19 protein-coding genes are annotated in these 18,599 nt (G+C 69.4%); 3 read left to right on the forward strand and 16 right to left on the reverse strand.

The window, feature by feature from the left end:
* From C666_RS09200 to C666_RS09255, 12 genes are all read right to left on the reverse strand, one after another.
* On the reverse strand, positions 1-395 hold a 395-nt coding region (locus C666_RS09200; RefSeq protein WP_039919157.1), incomplete at its 3' end, for a S8 family serine peptidase.
* Positions 392-2,143 (reverse strand): ABC transporter ATP-binding protein, encoded by a 1,752-nt coding sequence (locus C666_RS09205; RefSeq protein WP_004337381.1) that lies wholly within the window; start codon positions 2,141-2,143, stop codon positions 392-394. The genes C666_RS09200 and C666_RS09205, both read right to left, overlap by 4 nt.
* A gap of 26 nt (positions 2,144-2,169) precedes the next feature.
* Positions 2,170-3,090, reverse strand: a complete 921-nt coding sequence (locus C666_RS09210; RefSeq protein WP_004337382.1) for an MBL fold metallo-hydrolase — start codon at positions 3,088-3,090, stop codon at positions 2,170-2,172.
* Entirely contained in the window at positions 3,087-3,293 is a 207-nt protein-coding gene (locus C666_RS09215) for a DUF1289 domain-containing protein (protein WP_004337384.1), read from the reverse strand. Before C666_RS09215 ends, C666_RS09210 begins: the two co-directional genes overlap by 4 nt.
* A complete protein-coding gene (locus C666_RS09220; protein ID WP_004337386.1) occupies positions 3,290-3,490 on the reverse strand; it encodes a DUF1289 domain-containing protein in 201 nt (66 codons plus the stop codon). The genes C666_RS09215 and C666_RS09220 overlap by 4 nt, the downstream gene beginning before the upstream one ends.
* Positions 3,491-3,644: 154 nt before the next feature.
* The gene (locus C666_RS09225; protein WP_004337388.1) at positions 3,645-4,583 is read right to left on the reverse strand and encodes a hydroxymethylglutaryl-CoA lyase; all 939 of its coding nucleotides are present in this window, start codon (positions 4,581-4,583) and stop codon (positions 3,645-3,647) included.
* A 22-nt stretch (positions 4,584-4,605) separates the two neighbouring features.
* On the reverse strand, positions 4,606-6,297 hold the full coding sequence (locus tag C666_RS09230) for an AMP-binding protein (RefSeq protein WP_004337390.1): 1,692 nt from the start codon (positions 6,295-6,297) through the stop codon (positions 4,606-4,608).
* A 95-nt stretch (positions 6,298-6,392) separates the two neighbouring features.
* Positions 6,393-8,399 (reverse strand): acetyl/propionyl/methylcrotonyl-CoA carboxylase subunit alpha, encoded by a 2,007-nt coding sequence (locus tag C666_RS09235; RefSeq protein WP_004337393.1) that lies wholly within the window; start codon positions 8,397-8,399, stop codon positions 6,393-6,395.
* A 39-nt stretch (positions 8,400-8,438) separates the two neighbouring features.
* Complete coding sequence (locus C666_RS09240) at positions 8,439-9,104, reverse strand: DUF4126 domain-containing protein (RefSeq protein WP_004337395.1); 666 nt, start codon at positions 9,102-9,104, stop codon at positions 8,439-8,441.
* A 21-nt stretch (positions 9,105-9,125) separates the two neighbouring features.
* Entirely contained in the window at positions 9,126-9,923 is a 798-nt protein-coding gene (locus tag C666_RS09245; protein WP_004337398.1) for an enoyl-CoA hydratase/isomerase family protein, read from the reverse strand.
* Between the two features lie 18 nt (positions 9,924-9,941).
* Complete coding sequence (locus C666_RS09250) at positions 9,942-11,549, reverse strand: carboxyl transferase domain-containing protein (RefSeq protein ID WP_004337399.1); 1,608 nt, start codon at positions 11,547-11,549, stop codon at positions 9,942-9,944.
* A gap of 15 nt (positions 11,550-11,564) precedes the next feature.
* Complete coding sequence (locus tag C666_RS09255; protein WP_004337401.1) at positions 11,565-12,746, reverse strand: isovaleryl-CoA dehydrogenase; 1,182 nt, start codon at positions 12,744-12,746, stop codon at positions 11,565-11,567.
* 160 nt (positions 12,747-12,906) lie between these two features.
* Between C666_RS09255 and C666_RS09260 the strand changes: the two genes are divergently transcribed.
* Both C666_RS09260 and C666_RS09265 read left to right on the forward strand, forming a co-directional pair.
* On the forward strand, positions 12,907-13,956 hold the full coding sequence (locus tag C666_RS09260; protein WP_028792331.1) for an AraC family transcriptional regulator: 1,050 nt from the start codon (positions 12,907-12,909) through the stop codon (positions 13,954-13,956).
* 102 nt (positions 13,957-14,058) lie between these two features.
* Positions 14,059-14,679 carry a DUF5610 domain-containing protein gene (locus C666_RS09265; protein WP_004337406.1) on the forward strand — a complete coding sequence of 207 codons (621 nt, stop codon included), beginning with the start codon at positions 14,059-14,061 and terminating at the stop codon, positions 14,677-14,679.
* A 24-nt stretch (positions 14,680-14,703) separates the two neighbouring features.
* On the opposite strand, the gene C666_RS09270 is transcribed toward C666_RS09265, so the two are convergent.
* Entirely contained in the window at positions 14,704-15,615 is a 912-nt protein-coding gene (locus tag C666_RS09270) for a LysR family transcriptional regulator (protein ID WP_211206735.1), read from the reverse strand.
* 83 nt (positions 15,616-15,698) lie between these two features.
* Here C666_RS09270 and C666_RS09275 point away from each other — a divergent pair, with 83 nt between their 5' ends.
* Positions 15,699-16,436 carry a sulfite exporter TauE/SafE family protein gene (locus C666_RS09275; RefSeq protein WP_004337411.1) on the forward strand — a complete coding sequence of 246 codons (738 nt, stop codon included), beginning with the start codon at positions 15,699-15,701 and terminating at the stop codon, positions 16,434-16,436.
* 45 nt (positions 16,437-16,481) lie between these two features.
* On the opposite strand, the gene C666_RS09280 is transcribed toward C666_RS09275, so the two are convergent.
* The 3 genes from C666_RS09280 to C666_RS09290 all read right to left on the reverse strand — a co-directional run bounded on the left by C666_RS09280 (position 16,482) and on the right by C666_RS09290 (position 18,587).
* Positions 16,482-16,940 (reverse strand): PaaI family thioesterase, encoded by a 459-nt coding sequence (locus C666_RS09280; protein ID WP_004337413.1) that lies wholly within the window; start codon positions 16,938-16,940, stop codon positions 16,482-16,484.
* A 9-nt stretch (positions 16,941-16,949) separates the two neighbouring features.
* Positions 16,950-17,861 carry an AEC family transporter gene (locus C666_RS09285; RefSeq protein ID WP_028792330.1) on the reverse strand — a complete coding sequence of 304 codons (912 nt, stop codon included), beginning with the start codon at positions 17,859-17,861 and terminating at the stop codon, positions 16,950-16,952.
* Between the two features lie 147 nt (positions 17,862-18,008).
* Positions 18,009-18,587, reverse strand: a complete 579-nt coding sequence (locus C666_RS09290) for a peroxidase-related enzyme (RefSeq protein WP_004337417.1) — start codon at positions 18,585-18,587, stop codon at positions 18,009-18,011.
* Positions 18,588-18,599: the final 12 nt, after the last annotated feature.

The raw sequence follows: 18,599 nt of genomic DNA on the forward strand, positions 1-18,599 counted from the left end.
GCCGACGCGCACAGCACCACCCCCGCCGCCAGCGCGCGCGCGCAGGCCGCCGCCAGCACCGGGCGCGGCTCGCGCAGGCCCAGGCTCAGGTTGATCAGCCGGGCGCCGCCGTCCACCAGCCAGTCGATCGCCGCCGCCACCTGCGCGGCGGAGGTAGTCAGGCGCTCACGGAACACCTGGGCGACGAGCAGCTCGGCCTGCGGCACGCAATGCAGCAGGCTGTCGCCGACGCGGCTGCCGTGTCCGAGCCTGTCCGGCTCGGCAGGTACGCGGCACGGCTCGCCACCAACGAGCACAAAAGCAGCGGACGCAGCCACGTGCGGCGCCTGGGCGGCAGCGTGGCTGCTATCGACCACGCCGATGCGTATCCGCCCACTCGTCCAGCCCTGATTCATCCGATGTCCCCGGCGGCCGGCAGCACCGCCAGGCGCCCCGCCTGCAGGCACACCCGCAGATCGCAGCCGGCCAGCGTGGCCGGGCGATGGCTGATGAGGATGCGGGTGCGGCCGGCGAACAGCGTGTCCACTTCGGCGATGATGCCGGCTTCGGTCGCCTCGTCCACCGCCGAGGTCGCCTCGTCGAGCACCAGCACGCAGGGCTGCTGCAGCAGCGCGCGCGCGATCGCGATGCGCTGGCGCTGGCCGCCGGAAAGCTGCTGGCCGCGCTCGCCCAACGGCGTGTCCAGGCCCTGCGGCAGGCGCTCGACGAGTTCGTCCAGCCGCGCCCGCCGCACGGCCTCGCGCACCGCCTCGTCACCGGCCTGCGGTGCGGCATAGCGGATGTTGTCGGCGAGCGTGCCACGGAACAGCACGATGTCCTGGCTGACCACCGCCACCGCGCGCCGCAGCTCGCCGAGCGCGAGCTGGCGCAGGTCGGCGCCGTCGAGCCGGATCGCGCCCGCGGCCGGGTCGTAGTGGCGGTGCAGCAGGTCGATCAGCGTCGACTTGCCGGCGCCCGACGCGCCGGTCAGCGCCACTTTCGCGCCGGTCGGAATCGACAGGCTGGCGCCGTCGAGCACCGCGTCGGCCCGCTCCGCATGGCGGAACACCACCGCGTCGAACTCGATCGCGCCGCGCCATGACGGCCGTCCGCCCGCCGCGGCGCCGGACGCATAAGCTCCGTCGCTGTCATCATCACCGCCAGCCACGTCGGCCCGCGCCTCGCGCAGTTCGCTGACCCGCATCAGGCTCACGCTCATGCGCTGGACGGCGACGTACAGGCCGAGCAGGCTGTTGACCGGGCCGGTCGCCATGCCCAGGTAGGTGGAAAACGCGATCAGCGCGCCGAGCTGCCAGCTGCCTTCGATGACCCACCAGCCGCCGATCAGGAAGGCCGCGGCGCGCGTCAGCGAGGTCAGCGTGGACGGCACGGCCTGGGTGAGGAACTCGGTCCACTGCAGCCGCAGCAAGTCGTCGAGGTAGCGCCCGCCGAGGCCGTCGAGCCGCGCGCGCTCGTCGGTTTCGCGGCGCGAGGCCTGGATGAACTTCATCGCCGGCAGGGTTTCGACGAGAAAGCTCGACATGTCCGCCGCGCGCTCGCGCACGGTGCGCGTGCGCGCCTCCACCTTGCGCCGCATCCAGCGCAGCCAGGCCGTCTCGGCCGGCACCAGCAGCAACACCAGCAGCGACAGCTCCCACGACAGGCTCAGCATCAGCGCCAGCGCGCCGACCAGGCCGATGACGCTGCTGACCGCGGCGAACAGGCTGTCGACGGCGAAGCGCTGGATCTCCGCCACGTCGCCATCGAGGCGCGACATCAGATCGCCCATGCGCTGGCGGCCGTAGAAGGCCGGCGACAGGGTCTGCAGGTGGCGGTAGAGGTCGCTGCGCAGCGCGAACAGGATGCGGCCCGACAGGCGCGTGTGCAGTTGCCGGTTGACGCCGGCCAGCACGGTGCCGGCGATGCCGGCCAGCACCATGCCGCCAGCGACCGCCACCAGCGTGCGGTAGTCGCGCGCGATCAGGCCGTCGTCGATCAGCATCTTGGTCAGCCACGGCTGCAGCAGCACCAGCAGCGTCGCGCACAGCGACAGCAGCAGCAGGCCGGCGATCGCGCGCCGCTGCGGCCGCACGAAGCCGTACAGCCAGCGCAGGCCGCGGCGCAGTTCGTCCGGCCGCTCGGCGTGGATCAGGCGGTTCAGCACGGCGCCCCCTTCACTCCCCGCATGGCTCAGTTCGCCACCAGCGAATCATGCTCCCGCCGCGCGACGCCGGCGCGCTCCAGTTCCTTGACCAGCCAGGCAGCCAGCGCATCGGGGGCGAGGCCGAGGAAGCGCCGGTTGGCCTCGCGGTACAAGGGCGTCTCATCGAGATGGCGCGGCAGTTCGTCGAGCGCCATGCGCCGCACGTCGAGCAGCCTGAAGGTGATGCAGGCGCGGATGGCGTTGCGCGCCATGCGCGCGCCGTCGGCCTCGAAGGCGCGCAGGCGGGCGAAAGCGCGCTCGAGCGCATCGTCGAATTCGGCGAAGGGCGCGCCATGGCCGGGGATGACTGCGTCCACCGCCAGCCGGCCGATGGCTTCGAGCGTGCGCCGCGCCTCGCCGAGCGCATCGCCGGTGCCGAGCACGTCGGCGAACAGGATGCCGAAGCCGTCGCGCCACAGCGCGTCGCCCGACATCAGGATGCGGCGTTCGGCGTTGTAGTAGGCCAGCGCGTCCATGTCGTGGCCGGGCGCGGCGATGGCCTGCCATTCCAGCTCGCCGGCGACGAAGCGGCTATCAGCATCAAGCGTGGCATCGGCCTGGAAAGGCTCGCCGGCCTGGTCGATGACGCTGAGCAGCAGCGCGGCCTCGTCCCAGTCCGCCACCGCCTGCGCCATGCCCTTCGGCACCGTGATTCTGCAGCCGAAAGCACGCTGCACGGCGGCATTGCCGCCGATGTGGTCGGAATGCGAATGAGTGTTGACCAAGCGGCCGAGCCGCCGGCCGCCGAGCGCGGCGCGCAGCAGCGCCACGGTCTGCGCCGCGTGCGTGACGTAGCCGCTGTCGACCAGCGTCGCCTCGCCGCCGTCGAACAGCAGCACGTTGTTGGCCGACAGCCAGCCGCGTTCGAGCACCTGCAGCGTGGCGGGCAGGCGGGGCGGCGTGCTCAAGCGCCGTCCTTTCCGGCGTGTGCGGATTCGCCGGCGGCCGGCGGCGCATCCGCGGTCGGCGCGTGTCCGGCGGGCGGCGGTGGCGCTTCTTCGGCGGACGTCGTCTCGCCGTAGATTTCGCTGGTCGTGCGGCCGCAACCCTGGCAGATGCCTTCGTCCCAGTCGATCACGCACACGCCGACACACAGTTCGTCGCCACTCATGCGCATCCCTCCACGGGCCGGCCGGCCTCGCCCAGCCATTCGCGGCGCTCGGCCACGGCGGCGAGGATGGCGCGGCGGTCATCGTCGGTCGTGCGGCTCCAGCGCGCGATCTCCTCGATCGTGCGCTGGCAGCCTTCGCACCAGCCGGTTTCCGGGCTCATGCGGCAGATGTTGATACAGGGCGAAGCAAGGCTCATGGCGGCTGTCTCTGTCGGGTGCGGGCGCATGCGCGGGCGCCGTCTTCTGGCTTTGTGCCCGGATTATGAACGAGTCCGGGCAGCGCGCGGACGAATCGGCGTCCCACCCGGCCGCGGCGGCCTCCCACACCGCTGCCCGCCCCACCCGCGCGCGCTACGCGCAGCCGGCCTGCGCGCGCTTGGCCAGCACCGCGCGCGCCACGCGCGAAGCCGGTTCGCGCTCCAGCTGCGCGCTGATCCAGGCGGCGACGTCGACCAGCGCGTCGAGGTCGATACCGGTGCCCACACCGAGCCCGTTCAACAGCCAGACCACGTCCTCGGTGGCGACGTTCCCCGACGCGCCCGCCGCGTAGGGGCAGCCGCCCAGGCCGCCGACCGAGGCGTCGAACACCGCCACGCCCATCTGCAGCGAGGCGTGGATGTTGGCCACCGCCATGCCGTAGGTGTCGTGGTAGTGGCCGGCCAGCCTGGCGGCCGGCACCCGGCGCATCACCGCTTCGAGCATGCGCGCGATGCTGGCCGGGTTGCCGCTGCCGATGGTGTCGCCCAGCGATATCTCGTAGCAGCCCATGTCCATCAGCGTCGCCGCCACCTCGGCCACGGCCTGCGGCGCTACCGCGCCTTCGTAGGGACAGCCGGCGACGCAGGACACGTAGCCGCGCACCCTGACGCCCGCCGCCCGCGCCGCCTCGGTGACCGGGCGGAAGCGTTCGAGCGATTCGGCGATCGAGCAGTTGATGTTCTTGCGGCTGAAGGATTCGGAGGCGGCGCCGAACACCGCCACCTCCTTCGCGCCGGCAGCCAGCGCGGCCTCGAAGCCCTTGAGGTTGGGCGTCAGCACCGGGTAGGCGACGCCGGGCACGGCGGCGGCGAGCACGCGGCCCAGGACCTCGGCGTTGTCGCCCATCTGCGGCACCCACTTGGGCGACACGAAGGCGGTCGTCTCGATCGCCTTCAGCCCGGCGGCTTCCAGGCGGCGCACGAGCTCGACCTTGGTGTCGGCGGACACGAGCCGCTTTTCGTTCTGCAGCCCGTCGCGCGGCCCCATCTCGACGATGCGGACGGCGGCGGGCAGGGCGGGGCTTGTGGTCATGGGTCGGCCTCTTGCGGAATGGTCAGGCGGTTTTCGTTTCGTCGAGCCCGAGCGCTTCCTTCATCTTCTGGCGGATCAGGAACTTCTGGATCTTGCCCGTCACCGTCATCGGGAAGCTGTCGACGAAGCGGATGTGGCGCGGGATCTTGTAGTGGGCGATCTGCCCCTGGCAGAAGGCGCGCACGTCGTCCTCGCCGATCGCGCCTTCCTCGCGCAGGATGATCCAGGCGCACAGCTCCTCGCCGTATTTTTCGTCGGGCACGCCGACTACCTGCACGTCGAGGATCTGCGGGTGGGCGTAGAGGAATTCCTCGATCTCGCGCGGGTAGATGTTCTCGCCGCCGCGGATCACCATGTCCTTGATGCGGCCGACGATGTTGCAGAAGCCTTCGTCGTCGATCACCGCCAGATCGCCGGTGTGCATCCAGCCGCCGGCGTCGATGGCTTCCCGGGTCTTGGCCTCGTCGCCCCAGTAGCCGAGCATCACCGAGTAGCCGCGCGTACACAGTTCGCCCGGCGTGCCGCGCGGCACGATGCGGCCTTCGGTATCGACGATTTTGACTTCGAGATGCGGCTGGATGCGGCCGACGGTGGACACGCGGCGGTCGAGGGGGTCCTCGGTGCCGCTCTGGAAGCTGACCGGCGAGGTCTCGGTCATGCCGTAGGCGATGGTCACCTCGGCCATGTTCATCTTGCCGATGACGCGCTTCATGACCTCGATCGGGCAGGGGCTGCCGGCCATGATGCCGGTGCGCAGACTGGAGAGGTCGAATTCGGCGAAGCGCGGGTGGTCGAGCGCGGCGATGAACATCGTCGGCACGCCGTACAGGCCGGTGCATTTTTCCCCGGCGACCGCCTCCAGCGCCGCCAGCGGCTCGAAGGCCTCGGACGGATACACCATGGTGGCGCCGTGCGTCAGGCAGCCGAGGTTGCCCATCACCATGCCGAAACAGTGGTACAGCGGCACCGGAATGCACACCCGGTCGCCCGGCACGAGCTTGATCGCCTCTCCGACGAAGAAGCCGTTGTTGAGGATGTTGTGGTGCGACAGCGTGGCGCCCTTGGGGTGGCCGGTGGTGCCCGAGGTGAACTGGATGTTGATCGGGTCGTCGAACTGCAGCTCGCTCGCCAGCAGCGCCAGCGCGGTCTGCTCCTCGCGCGTGGGCGCCGCCAGCAGGTCGTCGAAGTTGAGCATGCCGGGCGTGCGCCCGCCGCCCATGCGGATGACGAACTCCAGCGTCGGCAATGCATGGCTGCGCAGCAGGCCGGGCTCGCAATGGCCCAGCTCGGGCGCGAGGTCGGCGACCATTTCCAGGTAGTCGCTGGTCTTGAACGCGGGCGACAGGATCAGCGCGCGGCAGCCGACCTTGTTCAGCGCGTATTCCAGCTCGGCGCGGCGGTAGGCCGGATTGATGTTGACCAGCGTCAGGCCGGCCTTGGCGGTGGCGAACTGGGTCAGCGCCCATTCGGCGTTGTTCTGCGACCAGATGCCGATGCGCTCGCCCGGCTTCAGGCCCAGCCGCATCAGGCCGCAGGCCAGCGCATCGACGCGGCTGCGCAGTTGCGCATAGGTGAGCCGCAGGTTCTGGTGGCGCACCACCAGCGCCTCGCGTTCGGCGTGGCGGGCGCAGGCCTCGTCGAAGAAGCGGCCGATGGTCTGGCCGATCAATTGCTTGCCGGACGCGCCATGCACGTAGCTCGCGGTACTGTTCATCGTTTTCGTCTCCTCTCGTTCTTCATCGCCGCGCCGGCTCTTCATGGCCGGTTTGCAGCATGCTCGAATGCGCTCCCCAGGTGCGCGTGACCTCTTCAGGCAGCCGCGGCCGCCTCGAATTCGACCAGTTCGGCGCCGTCGCCCACTTGGTCGCCGACGGCGAAGCGGAAGGCCTTGACCGTGCCGGCGGCGGGCGCGGTGATGGTGTGCTCCATCTTCATCGCCTCCAGGATCAGCAGCGGCGCGCCCTTCTCCACCCGGGCGCCTTCGGCCGCGACCAGGGCGATGACCTTGCCCGGCATCGGCGCCAGCAGGCCGCCTTCGGCACCGCCGCCCTCGCCGCTGTGGTGCAGCGGGTCGACCGCGGCGAGCTGCCAGGCGCGGCCGCGGGCAAAGACGTGGCGGCGGCCGGCGGCCGCGATCACGGTGGCGTCCATGCGCGTGCCGTCGAGCTCGACGCGCAGCAGGCCGCGCGGATTCAGTTCGCCGCGTGCCTCGACCCCGCGCCCGTCGACCGTAAGCTGGTAGGCGCCGGGCAGGTAGGCGGCCTCGACCGCGTAGCCGGCCTCGCCGTGGCGGAACAGCAGCGTGCGGCGCGCGGTGGCGTTCATGCGCCAGCCGTCGCGCGCGTGCCAGGGCGAACGCGCGTCGGCGCTGCGCTGCGCGCGCTTGTCGGCGAGCGCGGCCTCGCGCAGCAGTTCGGCCAGCGCGGCAATGTGCAGCACCTCGTCGGGCAGCGCCGCGTCGCCGGGGAAGAGATAGGCCTTTTCGCGCTCGATGAGCCCGGTGTCGAGGTCGGCGCCGGCAAACGCCGGGCAGGCCGCCAGGCGCGACAGGAAGTCGATGTTGTTGGCCACGCCGACCACGCGGTAGTCGGCCAGCGCCTGCAGCAGGCGTGCCAGCGCGCGCTCGCGGTCGATGTCCCAGACGATGAGCTTGGCGATCATCGGGTCGTAGTGCGGGCTGATCTCGTCGCCCTCTTCCACGCCGGTATCGACGCGCACGTGCAGGCCTTCGGCCGGCGGCGCCAGATGGATCAGCCTGCCGGTGGAAGGCAGGAAGCCCTTGGCCGGGTCTTCGGCATAGATGCGTGCTTCCAGCGCATGGCCGCGGATCTGCAGCTGCTCCTGCTCCAGCGGCAGGGCTTCGCCGGCGGCCACGCGCAACTGCCACTCGACCAGGTCCAGCCCGGTGATCATCTCGGTGACCGGGTGCTCGACCTGCAGCCGGGTGTTCATCTCCATGAAGTAGAAGGAGCCGTCCTGGTTGGCGATGAACTCCACCGTGCCGGCGCCGACGTAGCCTACCGCCTGCGCCGCGTCGACCGCCGCCTTGCCCATCGCCGCGCGGCGCTCGGGCGTCATGCCGGGCGCGGGCGCTTCTTCCAGCACCTTCTGGTGGCGGCGCTGCACCGAGCAGTCGCGCTCGAACAGGTAGACGACGTTGCCGTGGCTGTCGCCGAACACCTGGATCTCGATGTGGCGCGGCCGGGTGATGTACTTCTCCACCAGCACGTGGTCGTCGCCGAAGCTGGAGGCCGCCTCGCGCTTGCACGAGGCCAGCAGGTCGATGAAGTCTTCCGCCTTGTCGACCAGGCGCATGCCCTTGCCGCCGCCGCCGGCCGCGGCCTTGATCAACACCGGGTAGCCGATGGCGTCGGCCTGGCGGTGCAGCAGCTCGGGTGTCTGGTCGTCGCCGTGGTAGCCGGGCGTCAGCGGCACGCCGGCCGCTTCCATCAGCTTCTTGGCCTCGGACTTGGAACCCATGGCGCGGATCGCCGACACCGGCGGGCCGATGAAAACGATGCCTTCGCGTTCGCAGGCTTCACAGAAATCCTCGTTCTCGGACAGGAAGCCGTAGCCGGGGTGGATGGCCTGGGCGCCGGTCTGCTTCGCCGCGGCGATGATCCTGTCGATGACGAGATAGCTCTCGCGCGCCGCGGCCGGGCCGATCAGCACCGCCTCGTCGGCCAGACGCACGTGGCGGGCCCTGGCATCCGCCTCGGAATAGACCGCGACGGTCTTGATGCCCATGCGGCGGGCGGTCTTGATCACTCTGCACGCTATCTCGCCACGGTTGGCGATAAGGATCTTGTCAAACATCTTGTCTCCCCCAGTTTGGGTCAATCTTGTCGCGTTTGGTCACACAGCGGTCGGCCGGGGCCTCGGCCGGAAAATGCGTTTGAGGAAACGCCACAACAGCACGATGAGCACGATCGCGCACAGCACGAACACCACCAGGCCGAAGGCGAACCACAGCGGGTTGTTGAACATCAGCCACAGGCCGCCGATGAAAATCCCGTCCTCGCCGAACGAGGCCAGCACGTTGCTCACCGGCTCCGGCGAGGTGTTGAGCGCGGCGCGCGCGGTGGCCTTGGCGAAATGGGTGCCGGCCGCGAGCGAGCCGCCCAGCAGCGCGCCGGCAAGCTGCAGCGCGGCTCCCTGGTCGCCCATCACGCCAGCGGCCAGCGCCGCGCCGGCGGGGATGCGGATGAAGGTGTGCAGCGCATCCCACAGCGAATCGAGCCAGGGCAGCTTGTCGGCGAAGAATTCGGTGAACAGCATCAGGCCGGACAGGCCGAGCACCCAGGGATGGGTCAGCACTTCCAGCCCGCCCGGCAGGTGAACGCCGCCCCAGCGGCCCATCGCGCCCAATACGAACACCAGCGCGTACAGCCGCAGCCCGCTCGCCCAGCCCAGTCCGGCGGCCAGCACCGCCAGCGAGGCGAGGTCCAGCGGCAGCCCGCTCCAGTCCAGCAGCGGCGTCAGGCTGCCCAGCGCGGCAAACCATCCGGACAGGGTGTCCACGTGCGTCGCCTCCGGCGCCGCTCAGCCCTGCTGCCCCGGCACCCAGGCCGCCGGGCGCTTGGACAGGAAGGCATCCAGGCCCTCGCTGGCCTCGGGCGTGACGCGCAGGCTGGCGATGCGGCGCGCGGTGTCTTGCACCAGCGCGTCATCCACCGGCCGGTTCGCCACCGCGCGGATCAGGTCCTTGCCCGCGGCCTGCGACTTCGGCCCCCCCTGCAGCAGCGCCTCGACGACGGCCCGCACGCGGGCGTCGAGTTCGTCGCCGGCCACCGCCTCGTGCGCCAGCCCCAGCTCGGCCGCGCGCCGGGCGTCGATGCGCTCGGCGGTCTGGAAGTAGCGATAGGCCTGGCGCTCGCTGATGGCGCGGATGACGTAGGGGCTGATCGCCGACGGGATGATGCCGAAGCGGACTTCGGAGGTGGCGAACACCGCCCTCTCGCCCGCGATGCAGATGTCGCAGGCGCTCGCCAGTCCCATGCCGCCGCCCAGCGCCGCGCCATGCACGCGGGCGATGGTCGGCTTGGCCATGCCGGACAGCGCGCGCAGCATGCCGGCCAGCTTCATCGCGTCGGCGAAGTTGTCCGCTTCGCTGGCTTCGCCGGCGGCCTTCATCCAGTTGAGGTCGGCGCCGGCGGAAAAGCTCTTGCCGCGCCCGGCCAGCACCACCACGCGCACGCCATCGTCGGCGTCCAGCGCCTGGCAGGCGGCGGTGAGATCGGCGATGAGCTGCGCGTTGAAGGCGTTGTGCACGTCCGGACGGTTCATCCAGACCGTCGCCACGCCGCCGTCGCGCTGGATATCCAGGGTTTCGTAGTCCATCTTTCTGCCCCCTGTCGCTTACATGCGGAACACGCCGAAGCGGGTCGGCTGGATCGGCGCGTTGAGCGCGGCCGACAGCGACAGGCCGAGCACGCGGCGAGTCTGCGCCGGATCGACCACGCCGTCGTCCCACAGGCGCGCGGTGGCGTAGTAAGGGTGGCCCTGAGCTTCGTACTGGTCGCGGATCGGCGCCTTGAAGGCTTCCTCGTCCTCGGCGCTCCAGCTGCCACCCTTGGCCTCGATGCCGTCGCGGCGCACGGTGGACAGCACGCTGGCGGCCTGTTCGCCGCCCATCACGCTGATGCGCGCGTTGGGCCACATCCACAGGAAGCGCGGGCTGTAGGCGCGGCCGCACATGCCGTAGTTGCCGGCGCCGAACGAGCCGCCGATGAGCGCGGTGATCTTGGGCACCTGCACGGTGGCGACCGCGGTGACCATCTTGGCGCCGTCCTTGGCGATGCCGCCGTTCTCGTACTTGCGCCCGACCATGAAGCCGGTGATGTTCTGCAGGAACAGCAGCGGGATGCCGCGCTGGCCGCACAGTTCGATGAAGTGCGCGCCCTTCTGAGCGGATTCGCCGAACAGGATGCCGTTGTTGGCGACGATGCCCACCGGATAGCCGTGGAGCTGGGCGAAGCCGCACACCAGCGTGCTGCCGTAGCGCGCCTTGAACTCGTCGAAGCGCGAACCGTCGACAACGCGGGCGATGATCTCGCGCACGTCGAAGGGCTTGCGCGTGTCGGTGGGGATGATGCCGTAGATCTCTTCCGGGTCGTACAGCGGCGCTTCGCCCTGGCCCAGCGCCAGGCCGACCGGCTTGGTCCGGTTGAGGTTGGCGACGATGCGGCGCGCGATGTAGAGCGCGTGGGCGTCGTTCTCGGCCAGGTGGTCGGCCACGCCGGACAGCCGCGTGTGCACGTCGCCGCCGCCGAGGTCTTCGGCGCTGACGACCTCGCCGGTGGCCGCCTTCACCAGCGGCGGGCCGCCGAGGAAGATGGTGCCCTGGTTCCTGACGATGACGGTCTCGTCGCTCATCGCCGGCACATAGGCGCCGCCGGCGGTGCACGACCCCATCACGACCGCGATCTGCGGGATGCCCTGGGCCGACATGTTGGCCTGGTTGTAGAAGATGCGGCCGAAGTGGTCGCGGTCGGGGAAGACTTCGTCCTGCTTCGGCAGGAAGGCGCCGCCCGAATCGACCAGGTAGATGCAGGGCAGGCGGTTCTGCTCGGCGATCTCCTGCGCGCGCAGGTGCTTCTTGACCGTCATTGGGTAGTAGGTGCCGCCCTTCACCGTGGCGTCGTTGGCCACGATCATGCATTCGACGCCCTGCACCCGGCCGATGCCGGTGATGACGCCGGCGCTAGGCGCCTCGTCGCCATACATGCCGAAAGCCGCCATCTGGCCGACTTCGAGGAAGGGCGTGCCGGGGTCGAGCAGGTGGTCGACGCGGTCACGCGGCAGCAGCTTGCCGCGCGCGGTGTGCTTGGCGCGCGCGGCCTCGCCGCCGCCCAGGCCGAGTTGCGCCGCCTTGGCCTGCAGGTCGCCGACCAGGCCGCGCATGGCCGCCGCGTTGGACTGGAAATCCGCGCCGCGGGTGTTGATGCTGGATTTGATCACGCTCATCGTCGCGCGCTCCGCTCAACGGGTTTCGGAAAAAAGTTCGCGGCCGATCAGCATGCGGCGGATCTCGCTAGTGCCGGCGCCGATCTCGTACAGCTTGGCGTCGCGCCACAGGCGGCCGACCGGGTATTCGTTGGTATAGCCCACGCCGCCCAGGGTCTGGATGGCTTCGCCCGCCATCCAGGTGGCCTTCTCGGCGGTGTAGAGAATGACGCCGGCAGCGTCCTTGCGCAGCGTGCGTGCGTGGTCCGTGCGGTCGCAGGCCTGGCCCACGGCGTAGGCGTAGGCACGGCAGGCGGACCAAGTGGAGTACAGGTCGGCGACCTTGCCCTGCATGAGCTGGAATTCGCCGATGGGCGTGTCGAACTGCTTGCGCTCGTGCAGGTAGGGCACGACCGCATCCATGCACGCCGCCATGATGCCGAGCGGGCCGCCGGACAGCACCGCGCGCTCGTAGTCGAGGCCGGACATCAGCACCTGCACGCCACGGCCGATGTTGGCCTCGCCGCCGAGCACGTTGTCCACCGGCACCTCGACGTCGTCGAAGAACATCGGGAAGGTGTTGGAGCCGCGCATGCCGAGCTTGTCGAGGTGGGTGCCGTGGGAGAAACCCTTCATGCCCTTCTCGATGATGAAGGCGGTGATGCCCTTCGGGCCGGCGTCGACGTCGGTCTTGGCATACACCACCAGGGTGTCGGCGTCGCCGCCGTTGGTGATCCACATCTTGCTGCCGTTGAGGATGAAGCGGTCACCCTTGCGCTCGGCGCGCAGCTTCATCGACACCACGTCGGAGCCGGCGTTGGGTTCGGACATCGCCAGCGCGCCGACCTGTTCGCCGGAAATCAGCCCGGGCAGGTACTTGCGCTTCTGCGCCTCGGTGCCGTTGCGGCGGATCTGATTGATGCACAGGTTGGAATGCGCGCCGTAGGACAGGCCCACCGAGGCCGACGCGCGCGAGATTTCTTCCATCGCCACGATGTGGGCGAGGTAGCCCATGTCGGTGCCGCCGTATTCCTCGCTGACCGTCATGCCATGCACGCCGAGGTCGCCGAGCTTCTTCCACAGGTCGGCGGGGAATTCATTGACGCGGTCGATCTCGGCCGCGCGCGGCGCGATCTCGGCCGCACAGAAAGCCTGCAGCGTGTCGCGCAGCGCGTCGATGGTCTCGCCGAGGTTGAAGTTCAGGCTGGGCACGTTCATGGGGCGTCTCCTTCTCGATTTGTCCTGGCGCCGGGGGCTGGCCGCACGGTCCGACGATGGACGGCGCGCACCCGGGGATGGAGCGAGATTAGTCCGAAGCGGCGCGCGACAACTGCCATCGGGGTTGCAAATCGTGCCATGCGGACTAGCATCCATGATCATGAAGATCCTCACCCCCTCGCCCGCCGAACTCACACTCGGCCGGGCCGCCACGCCGATCGCCTTCATCCGCGCGATCGCCACCGCGTACCACCGCCGGGGGATGGATCCGGCCAGCGCACTGCAACAGGCCCAGATCCCCGCCAGCCTGCTCGACGACCCCGATGCACGCGTCACCGCCGCGCAGATGGAAGCGATCTCCGGCATCGCCATGCAGGCGCTGGACGACGAGGCGCTGGGCTGGTTCTCGCGCCGCCTGCCGTGGGGCAGCTACGGCATGCTGTGCCGCGCCTCGCTCACCTCGCCCACGCTGGAAGTGGCGCTCAAGCGCTGGTGCCGCCACCATCGCCTGCTGACCGAGGACATCGTCTTCGAGTTCGACCAGCAGCGCGGCACGGCAACGGTCCGCGTCGCCGAAAACACCGCACTCGGCGAACTGCGCGAGTTCTGCCTCGTCACCACGCTGCGCTACCTGCTGGGCTACGCCAGCTGGCTGATCGACTCAAGCATCGCGCTGGCGGAAACCCGCCTCCCCTTTCCCGTCCCACGCCACGCCGACGCCTATCCCTACCTGTTCCCCGGCCCGCTGCGCTTCGCCGCCGACACCGCCGGCTTCGCCTTCGACGCACGCTACCTGTCGCTGCCGGTGCGGCGAGACGAGCGCGCGCTGCAGGCGATGCTGCAGCGCGCGCTGCCGCTCACCGTGCTGCAATACCGCCGCGACCGTCTGCTGGTGCACCGCGTGGCGCAGCTGCTGGACGCCACGCCCAGCGGCGCCCACACCGCCGAGGACGTGGCCGCCCGGCTCAACCTGTCGGTACGCACCCTGCACCGGCAACTGAAGGACGAAGGCGTGTCGCTGCAGCGGCTGAAGAACGAGGCCCGCCGCGAACACGCCATCCGCCTGCTGCTGCAGACGAAGAGGCCGGTCAAGCAAATCGCCGCCGCGGTCGGCTTCGACAGCGAAAAGAGCTTCGCGCGGGCGTTCCGGAGCTGGACGGGGGCGGCGCCGAGCGCGTTCAGGGCGGAGGCGCCGGAAGAACTGGCGTGAGGCACATGCAAGCCTCACCATCAAGTTTGCCCATCCCCGGCCGTTAACCCGCCCGTGCGGCGCCAGCCCGGACCACGCGGACAGCAGACGAAGGAGAACACCATGGCAACGACAGGCAGCGGCATCAACCAAGCGGCAGGCGGCAGCGCGGCGCAGGCGCCTCAGGCGGCAACGAGCATACAGCGCGGCGAAAGCGCCAGCCGCATGTCGACCGCGGAAACAGTGCGCCACGAACAGAACGCAGCGATCATCACCGCATCGCTGCAGGTGTCGATCAAGGCCGGCAACGACTCGCTCGCCTTGCTCTACCGTTCGGCCATCGACCACCTGAACGAAGTGCTGGCGCCGGGACAGAACGTCGACGTCATCGGCAAGGCCATGGAGCAGGACAACTCGCCCGAAGCCACCGCCGAGCGCATCCTGAGCTTCGCCACCGGCTTCTTCGACGCCTACGCGGCGCAGCACCCCGGCAAGGACACCGACACACTGGCACGCGACTTCACCGACCTGGTGCGGGGCGGCTTCGAGAAAGGCTTCAACGAAGCGCGCGACATCCTGCAGGGGCTGGGCGTGCTGGGCGGCAGCGACATCGAAAGCGGCATCATGAAGACCTACGAGCTGGTTTCCAAAGGCTTCGACGACTTCCTCGCCGCCAAGCTGAAACCCGCGGCCGAGGCGCAGCCACAGACGGACGAAGGGGCGAAGCCGGCGGAGAAGGCTTGAGCGCGCGCTGAGGCCCGCGGGCCGTCAGGCGCCGTGGCGGGCGAGGAAGTCGAGCAGCTCCGCCGCCCGCCCTTCGGGCGGAGTCTCGCCCGCGGTGCATAGGAGCAGCTTTCTGGCCGCCCAGGCGTCCGTGATCCTCGCCACCCCGATGCCGGCGCAGGCCAGTCGCCTGGCGGCGGCCGCAGGCACGACGGCGATGCCGACGCCATCGCCCACCAGGCCGATGACGGCTTCGAAGCTGCGCACGCGGACCCGGTAATGGAGCCCCCGCCCGTACTGCATCGCCCGCCCCTGCAGGAAGCGGCTCAATCCGCTCTCGGCCGGCAGGCCGACGAAAGGGTGTTCGAGCAGGTCGGCGAAGGGCACGCCGGCACCCGCCGGCCGGGATTCGGCCGGGAAGACCGCGACCAGATCGTCCTCTGCGAACAGGCGGGTGTGCAGCCCTTCGGTGCCGACGTAATCGGCGACGATGCCGATGTCGGCCTGCTCCTGCCGCATGGCGAGCAGGACGTCCTGGCTGCCCAGCTCGCGCAGGTCGATATCCACGTCCGCGCGCCCGGCGAGGAAGCGCCCGATGAGCGGCGGCAGATGCTCGGTCATCGCCGCGGTGTTGCACAGCAGCCGTATCGTGCTGCGGATGCCGTGCGCGTGGGCAGCCATCTCCGCATGCAGTATTTCCAGCTCGCGTTCGAGGCGGCCGGCATGCCGCAGCAGGGTGCGGCCGGCATCGGTCGGGCGGATGCCGAGCTTGGAGCGGTGCAGCAAGGCCGTGCCCAGGGCGTGCTCCAGCTTCTGCAGGCGCGTGCTGGCGGCCGCCAGCGAGAGGTGCATGGCCGCAGCGCCGCGCGTGATCGAGCCCGCTTCGACGACGGCGGCGAACAGATGAAGGTCAAACGTGGAAATACGATAGGGAACCACCCCCTCTCTTGGCGCCATCGTCGTCATCCTTCTGTTTTGACGAAGGATATCATCGCCGATGCGTGATCGACACGTGGCCTGCCGGCCCCGATCATCGCCCCATGGAAGCGACATTCCTCTTCATTGTTGCCGCGGTGTTCCTGGCGGCCGGCGCGGTCAAGGGCGTTTCCGGCATGGGGCTGCCCACGGTCTCGATGGCGCTGCTCGGCCTGCTGATGCCGCCGGCCGAGGCGGCGATGCTGATGGTGCTGCCGTCGCTGGCGACCAACGCCGCGCAATGCGCAGGCCCGCACTGGACGATGCTTGCGCGGCAGTTGTGGCCGATGTGGGCCGGCCTGCTGCTAGCGGCCTTGTTCAGCCCGATTTCGGCCGCCGATATCCCCGGGGGAGGCGCCTCGCGGGTCCTCGGGCTGGTGCTGATGGTCTACGGCATCTGGGGGCTGGCACGCCCCGCGCTCCCCGCCCTCGGGCACCATGCCCGGCTCGCCGGCAGTCTAGCCGGCTCGGCGACGGGGCTGGTGACCGCCGCGACCGGCGTTTTCGTGATCCCCATGGTGCCCTATCTGCAAGCGCTGAAACTGCCCAGGGATGCCTTCATCCAGGGGCTGGGCATCAGCTTCATGGTGGCGACAGCGGCCTTGATGCTGCGCCTGGGGAGCACCAGCGCGGCCGGCTGGGCAGCCAGCGCGCCGGCATGCGCGACGGCGCTCATCGCGGCCTTCGCAGGGCTGTGGGCGGGGTCGCGGCTGCGGGGACGCCTGGACCCCGCGCAGTTCCAGCGTGTGCTCCATGGCGTTTTCCTGCTGCTGGGGCTCGTGATGGCCGGACGGTCGCTGTGACCGCCGAGGGGCGCCCATCCATGGCGGATTTCCTCCAGGCACGCTTCATTGCCGGTAGCGGACCGCCAGCATTTCCCCGCTTGCGCACACCTCTCCATTTGCGGACAGCGTCAGGTCCACCCACACTTTTCGCTCATCCATGCTGCGCAGTTTGCCCTTGATGACGAGTTCGATACCCATCGGCGTGGGCCTCCGGAAATCGACCTTCAGGGACGCGGTCACGTAGCGGATGGGTTCGCCTTCCGACCCCATTTCGCGGTTCTGGGCCCGATGGGCGAACGCCGCGGCAGACGCTGCGCCGTGGCAATCCAGCAAGGAGGCAATCAGGCCGCCGTAAACGTGATCCGGAACGCCGCCGCTGTATTCGGGCTTCGGCAAGAAGCGTGCAATCGTGTCGTCGCCATCCCAACGGCTCTTCAGGTGATGCCCTGCCGGGTTGTTCTTGCCGCAGCCATGGCAATGGCTGAATTTCTCGGCATAAAAATCCTGGAATGCAGCGTCCATTTCGTTTCCTTAGATTTGCGCCAGCGCCGCCATCACCAGCAGAAGGCTGATCGCGGACAGCAAGGTTTGAAAAGTGATGATGCCGGCCATCAGATGGCTGTCTCCGCCCAGTTGTCGTGTCAGGACATAGGACGTCGGGGCGGTCGGCAGGGCGAAGAACAGCACGAGGACGGCGGTTTCGATGGCGGGCAGCGCCAGCGCCCTGGCGCTCAGAAACGCGAGCGCCGGCACCAGAATCAGTCGGATCAGACTGTTCCCGATCAGCGCGGCGCCCTGCCCCCGGAGCTCATCGAGCTTCAGCGCGGCCCCCACGCACAGCAGCCCCAGCGGCAGGCTGGTATTCGCCAGCAGGCTCAGCAGCTTGTCCATGCCCCATTTCAGTTCGAGCCCCGCCAGATTGAAAATTACGCCGGCCAGGCAGGCCAGGATCAGCGGATTCTTTGCGACCGGAATCAGCAATGCCACGGGATGCTTGCCATTGCCGGCCGACAGCGCCAGCACCGACAGCAGGTTCACGGCCGGCACGAGCACCGCGAGAATCACCGCGGCGAGAACCATGCCTTCCTTGCCATACAGGCCGCTGACGGCGGCAAGGCCCAGATAGGTATTGAAGCGCAGCAGGCCCTGCAGCAACACACCGAAGCGGGCAGCCGGCCAGCGCCTGAAGCGGCAGGCGACGACCAGGCCGGCGGTGACCGCTCCCAGCACGACGAGCGCTGCGGCGAGCAGGCGCGGCAGCGCGGGGCTGTCCAGCGGGGCGGTGGCAAGGCTGCTGAAGAGCAGCGCCGGAAACAGGACGAAGTAGTTGAATCGCTCCGCGCCCGGCCAGAAACCCGCCCCCGGGAAACCCGATCGCTGCATGGCATGGCCGGCCACGATCAGGATGAAGAGAGGCCAAAGCGAAACCAGTATGTAGCTCATCGGAATGCCCTTCATCGCAGGCCCTCCGGCGCGTCCTGCATGCCTTCGGCGGCCGGCCGGATCCGTGGCAGGCCCCCTTACCGGAAGCCCCTCCTCCACCGGATCCGGCCGGCCGTCCCGAAACCAGGCGGACGACGCCTGGAAACCTTACCGGCCCAGCGAATAGAACTCCGCATTGGGCCGCATGTTGGTCACGTTGGCAATACGGTTGGACATGCCGAAGAAGGCCGAAATGCCTGCGATGTCCCAGGCGTCGTCCTCGCTGAAGCCATGCGCCTGCAGCGCTTCGAAGTCGGCCTCGCCGACCAGGTGGGCCGTCTGCGAGACCTTCATGGCGAAGTCGAGCATCGCCTTCTGGCGCTCGGTGATGTCGGCCTTGCGGTAGTTGGTGGCGACCTGGTCGGCAATCAGCGGGTTCTTGGCACGAATGCGCAGGATGGCGCCGTGCGCGATCACGCAGTACTGGCATTGATTCACGCCGCTCGTCGCCACCACGATCATTTCCCGCTCGGCCTTGGTCAGGTTGCCGGGCTTCTCCATCAGGGCGTCGTGATAGGCGAAGAAGGCCCGGAACTCATCCGGCCGGTGGGCCAACGTCAGGAACACGTTGGGGATGAAACCGGACTTCTCCTGAACGGCGACGATCCGGGCCCGGATGTCTTCGGGCATGTCCTGCAGATCGGGGACGGGGAAACGGCTCACGGCGGCTTGTTGTGCTTGGGTCATGCTTTTCTCCTT

This window comes from Thauera linaloolentis 47Lol = DSM 12138, assembly GCF_000310205.1.
GTDB classification, from domain to species: Bacteria; Pseudomonadota; Gammaproteobacteria; order Burkholderiales; family Rhodocyclaceae; genus Thauera; species Thauera linaloolentis.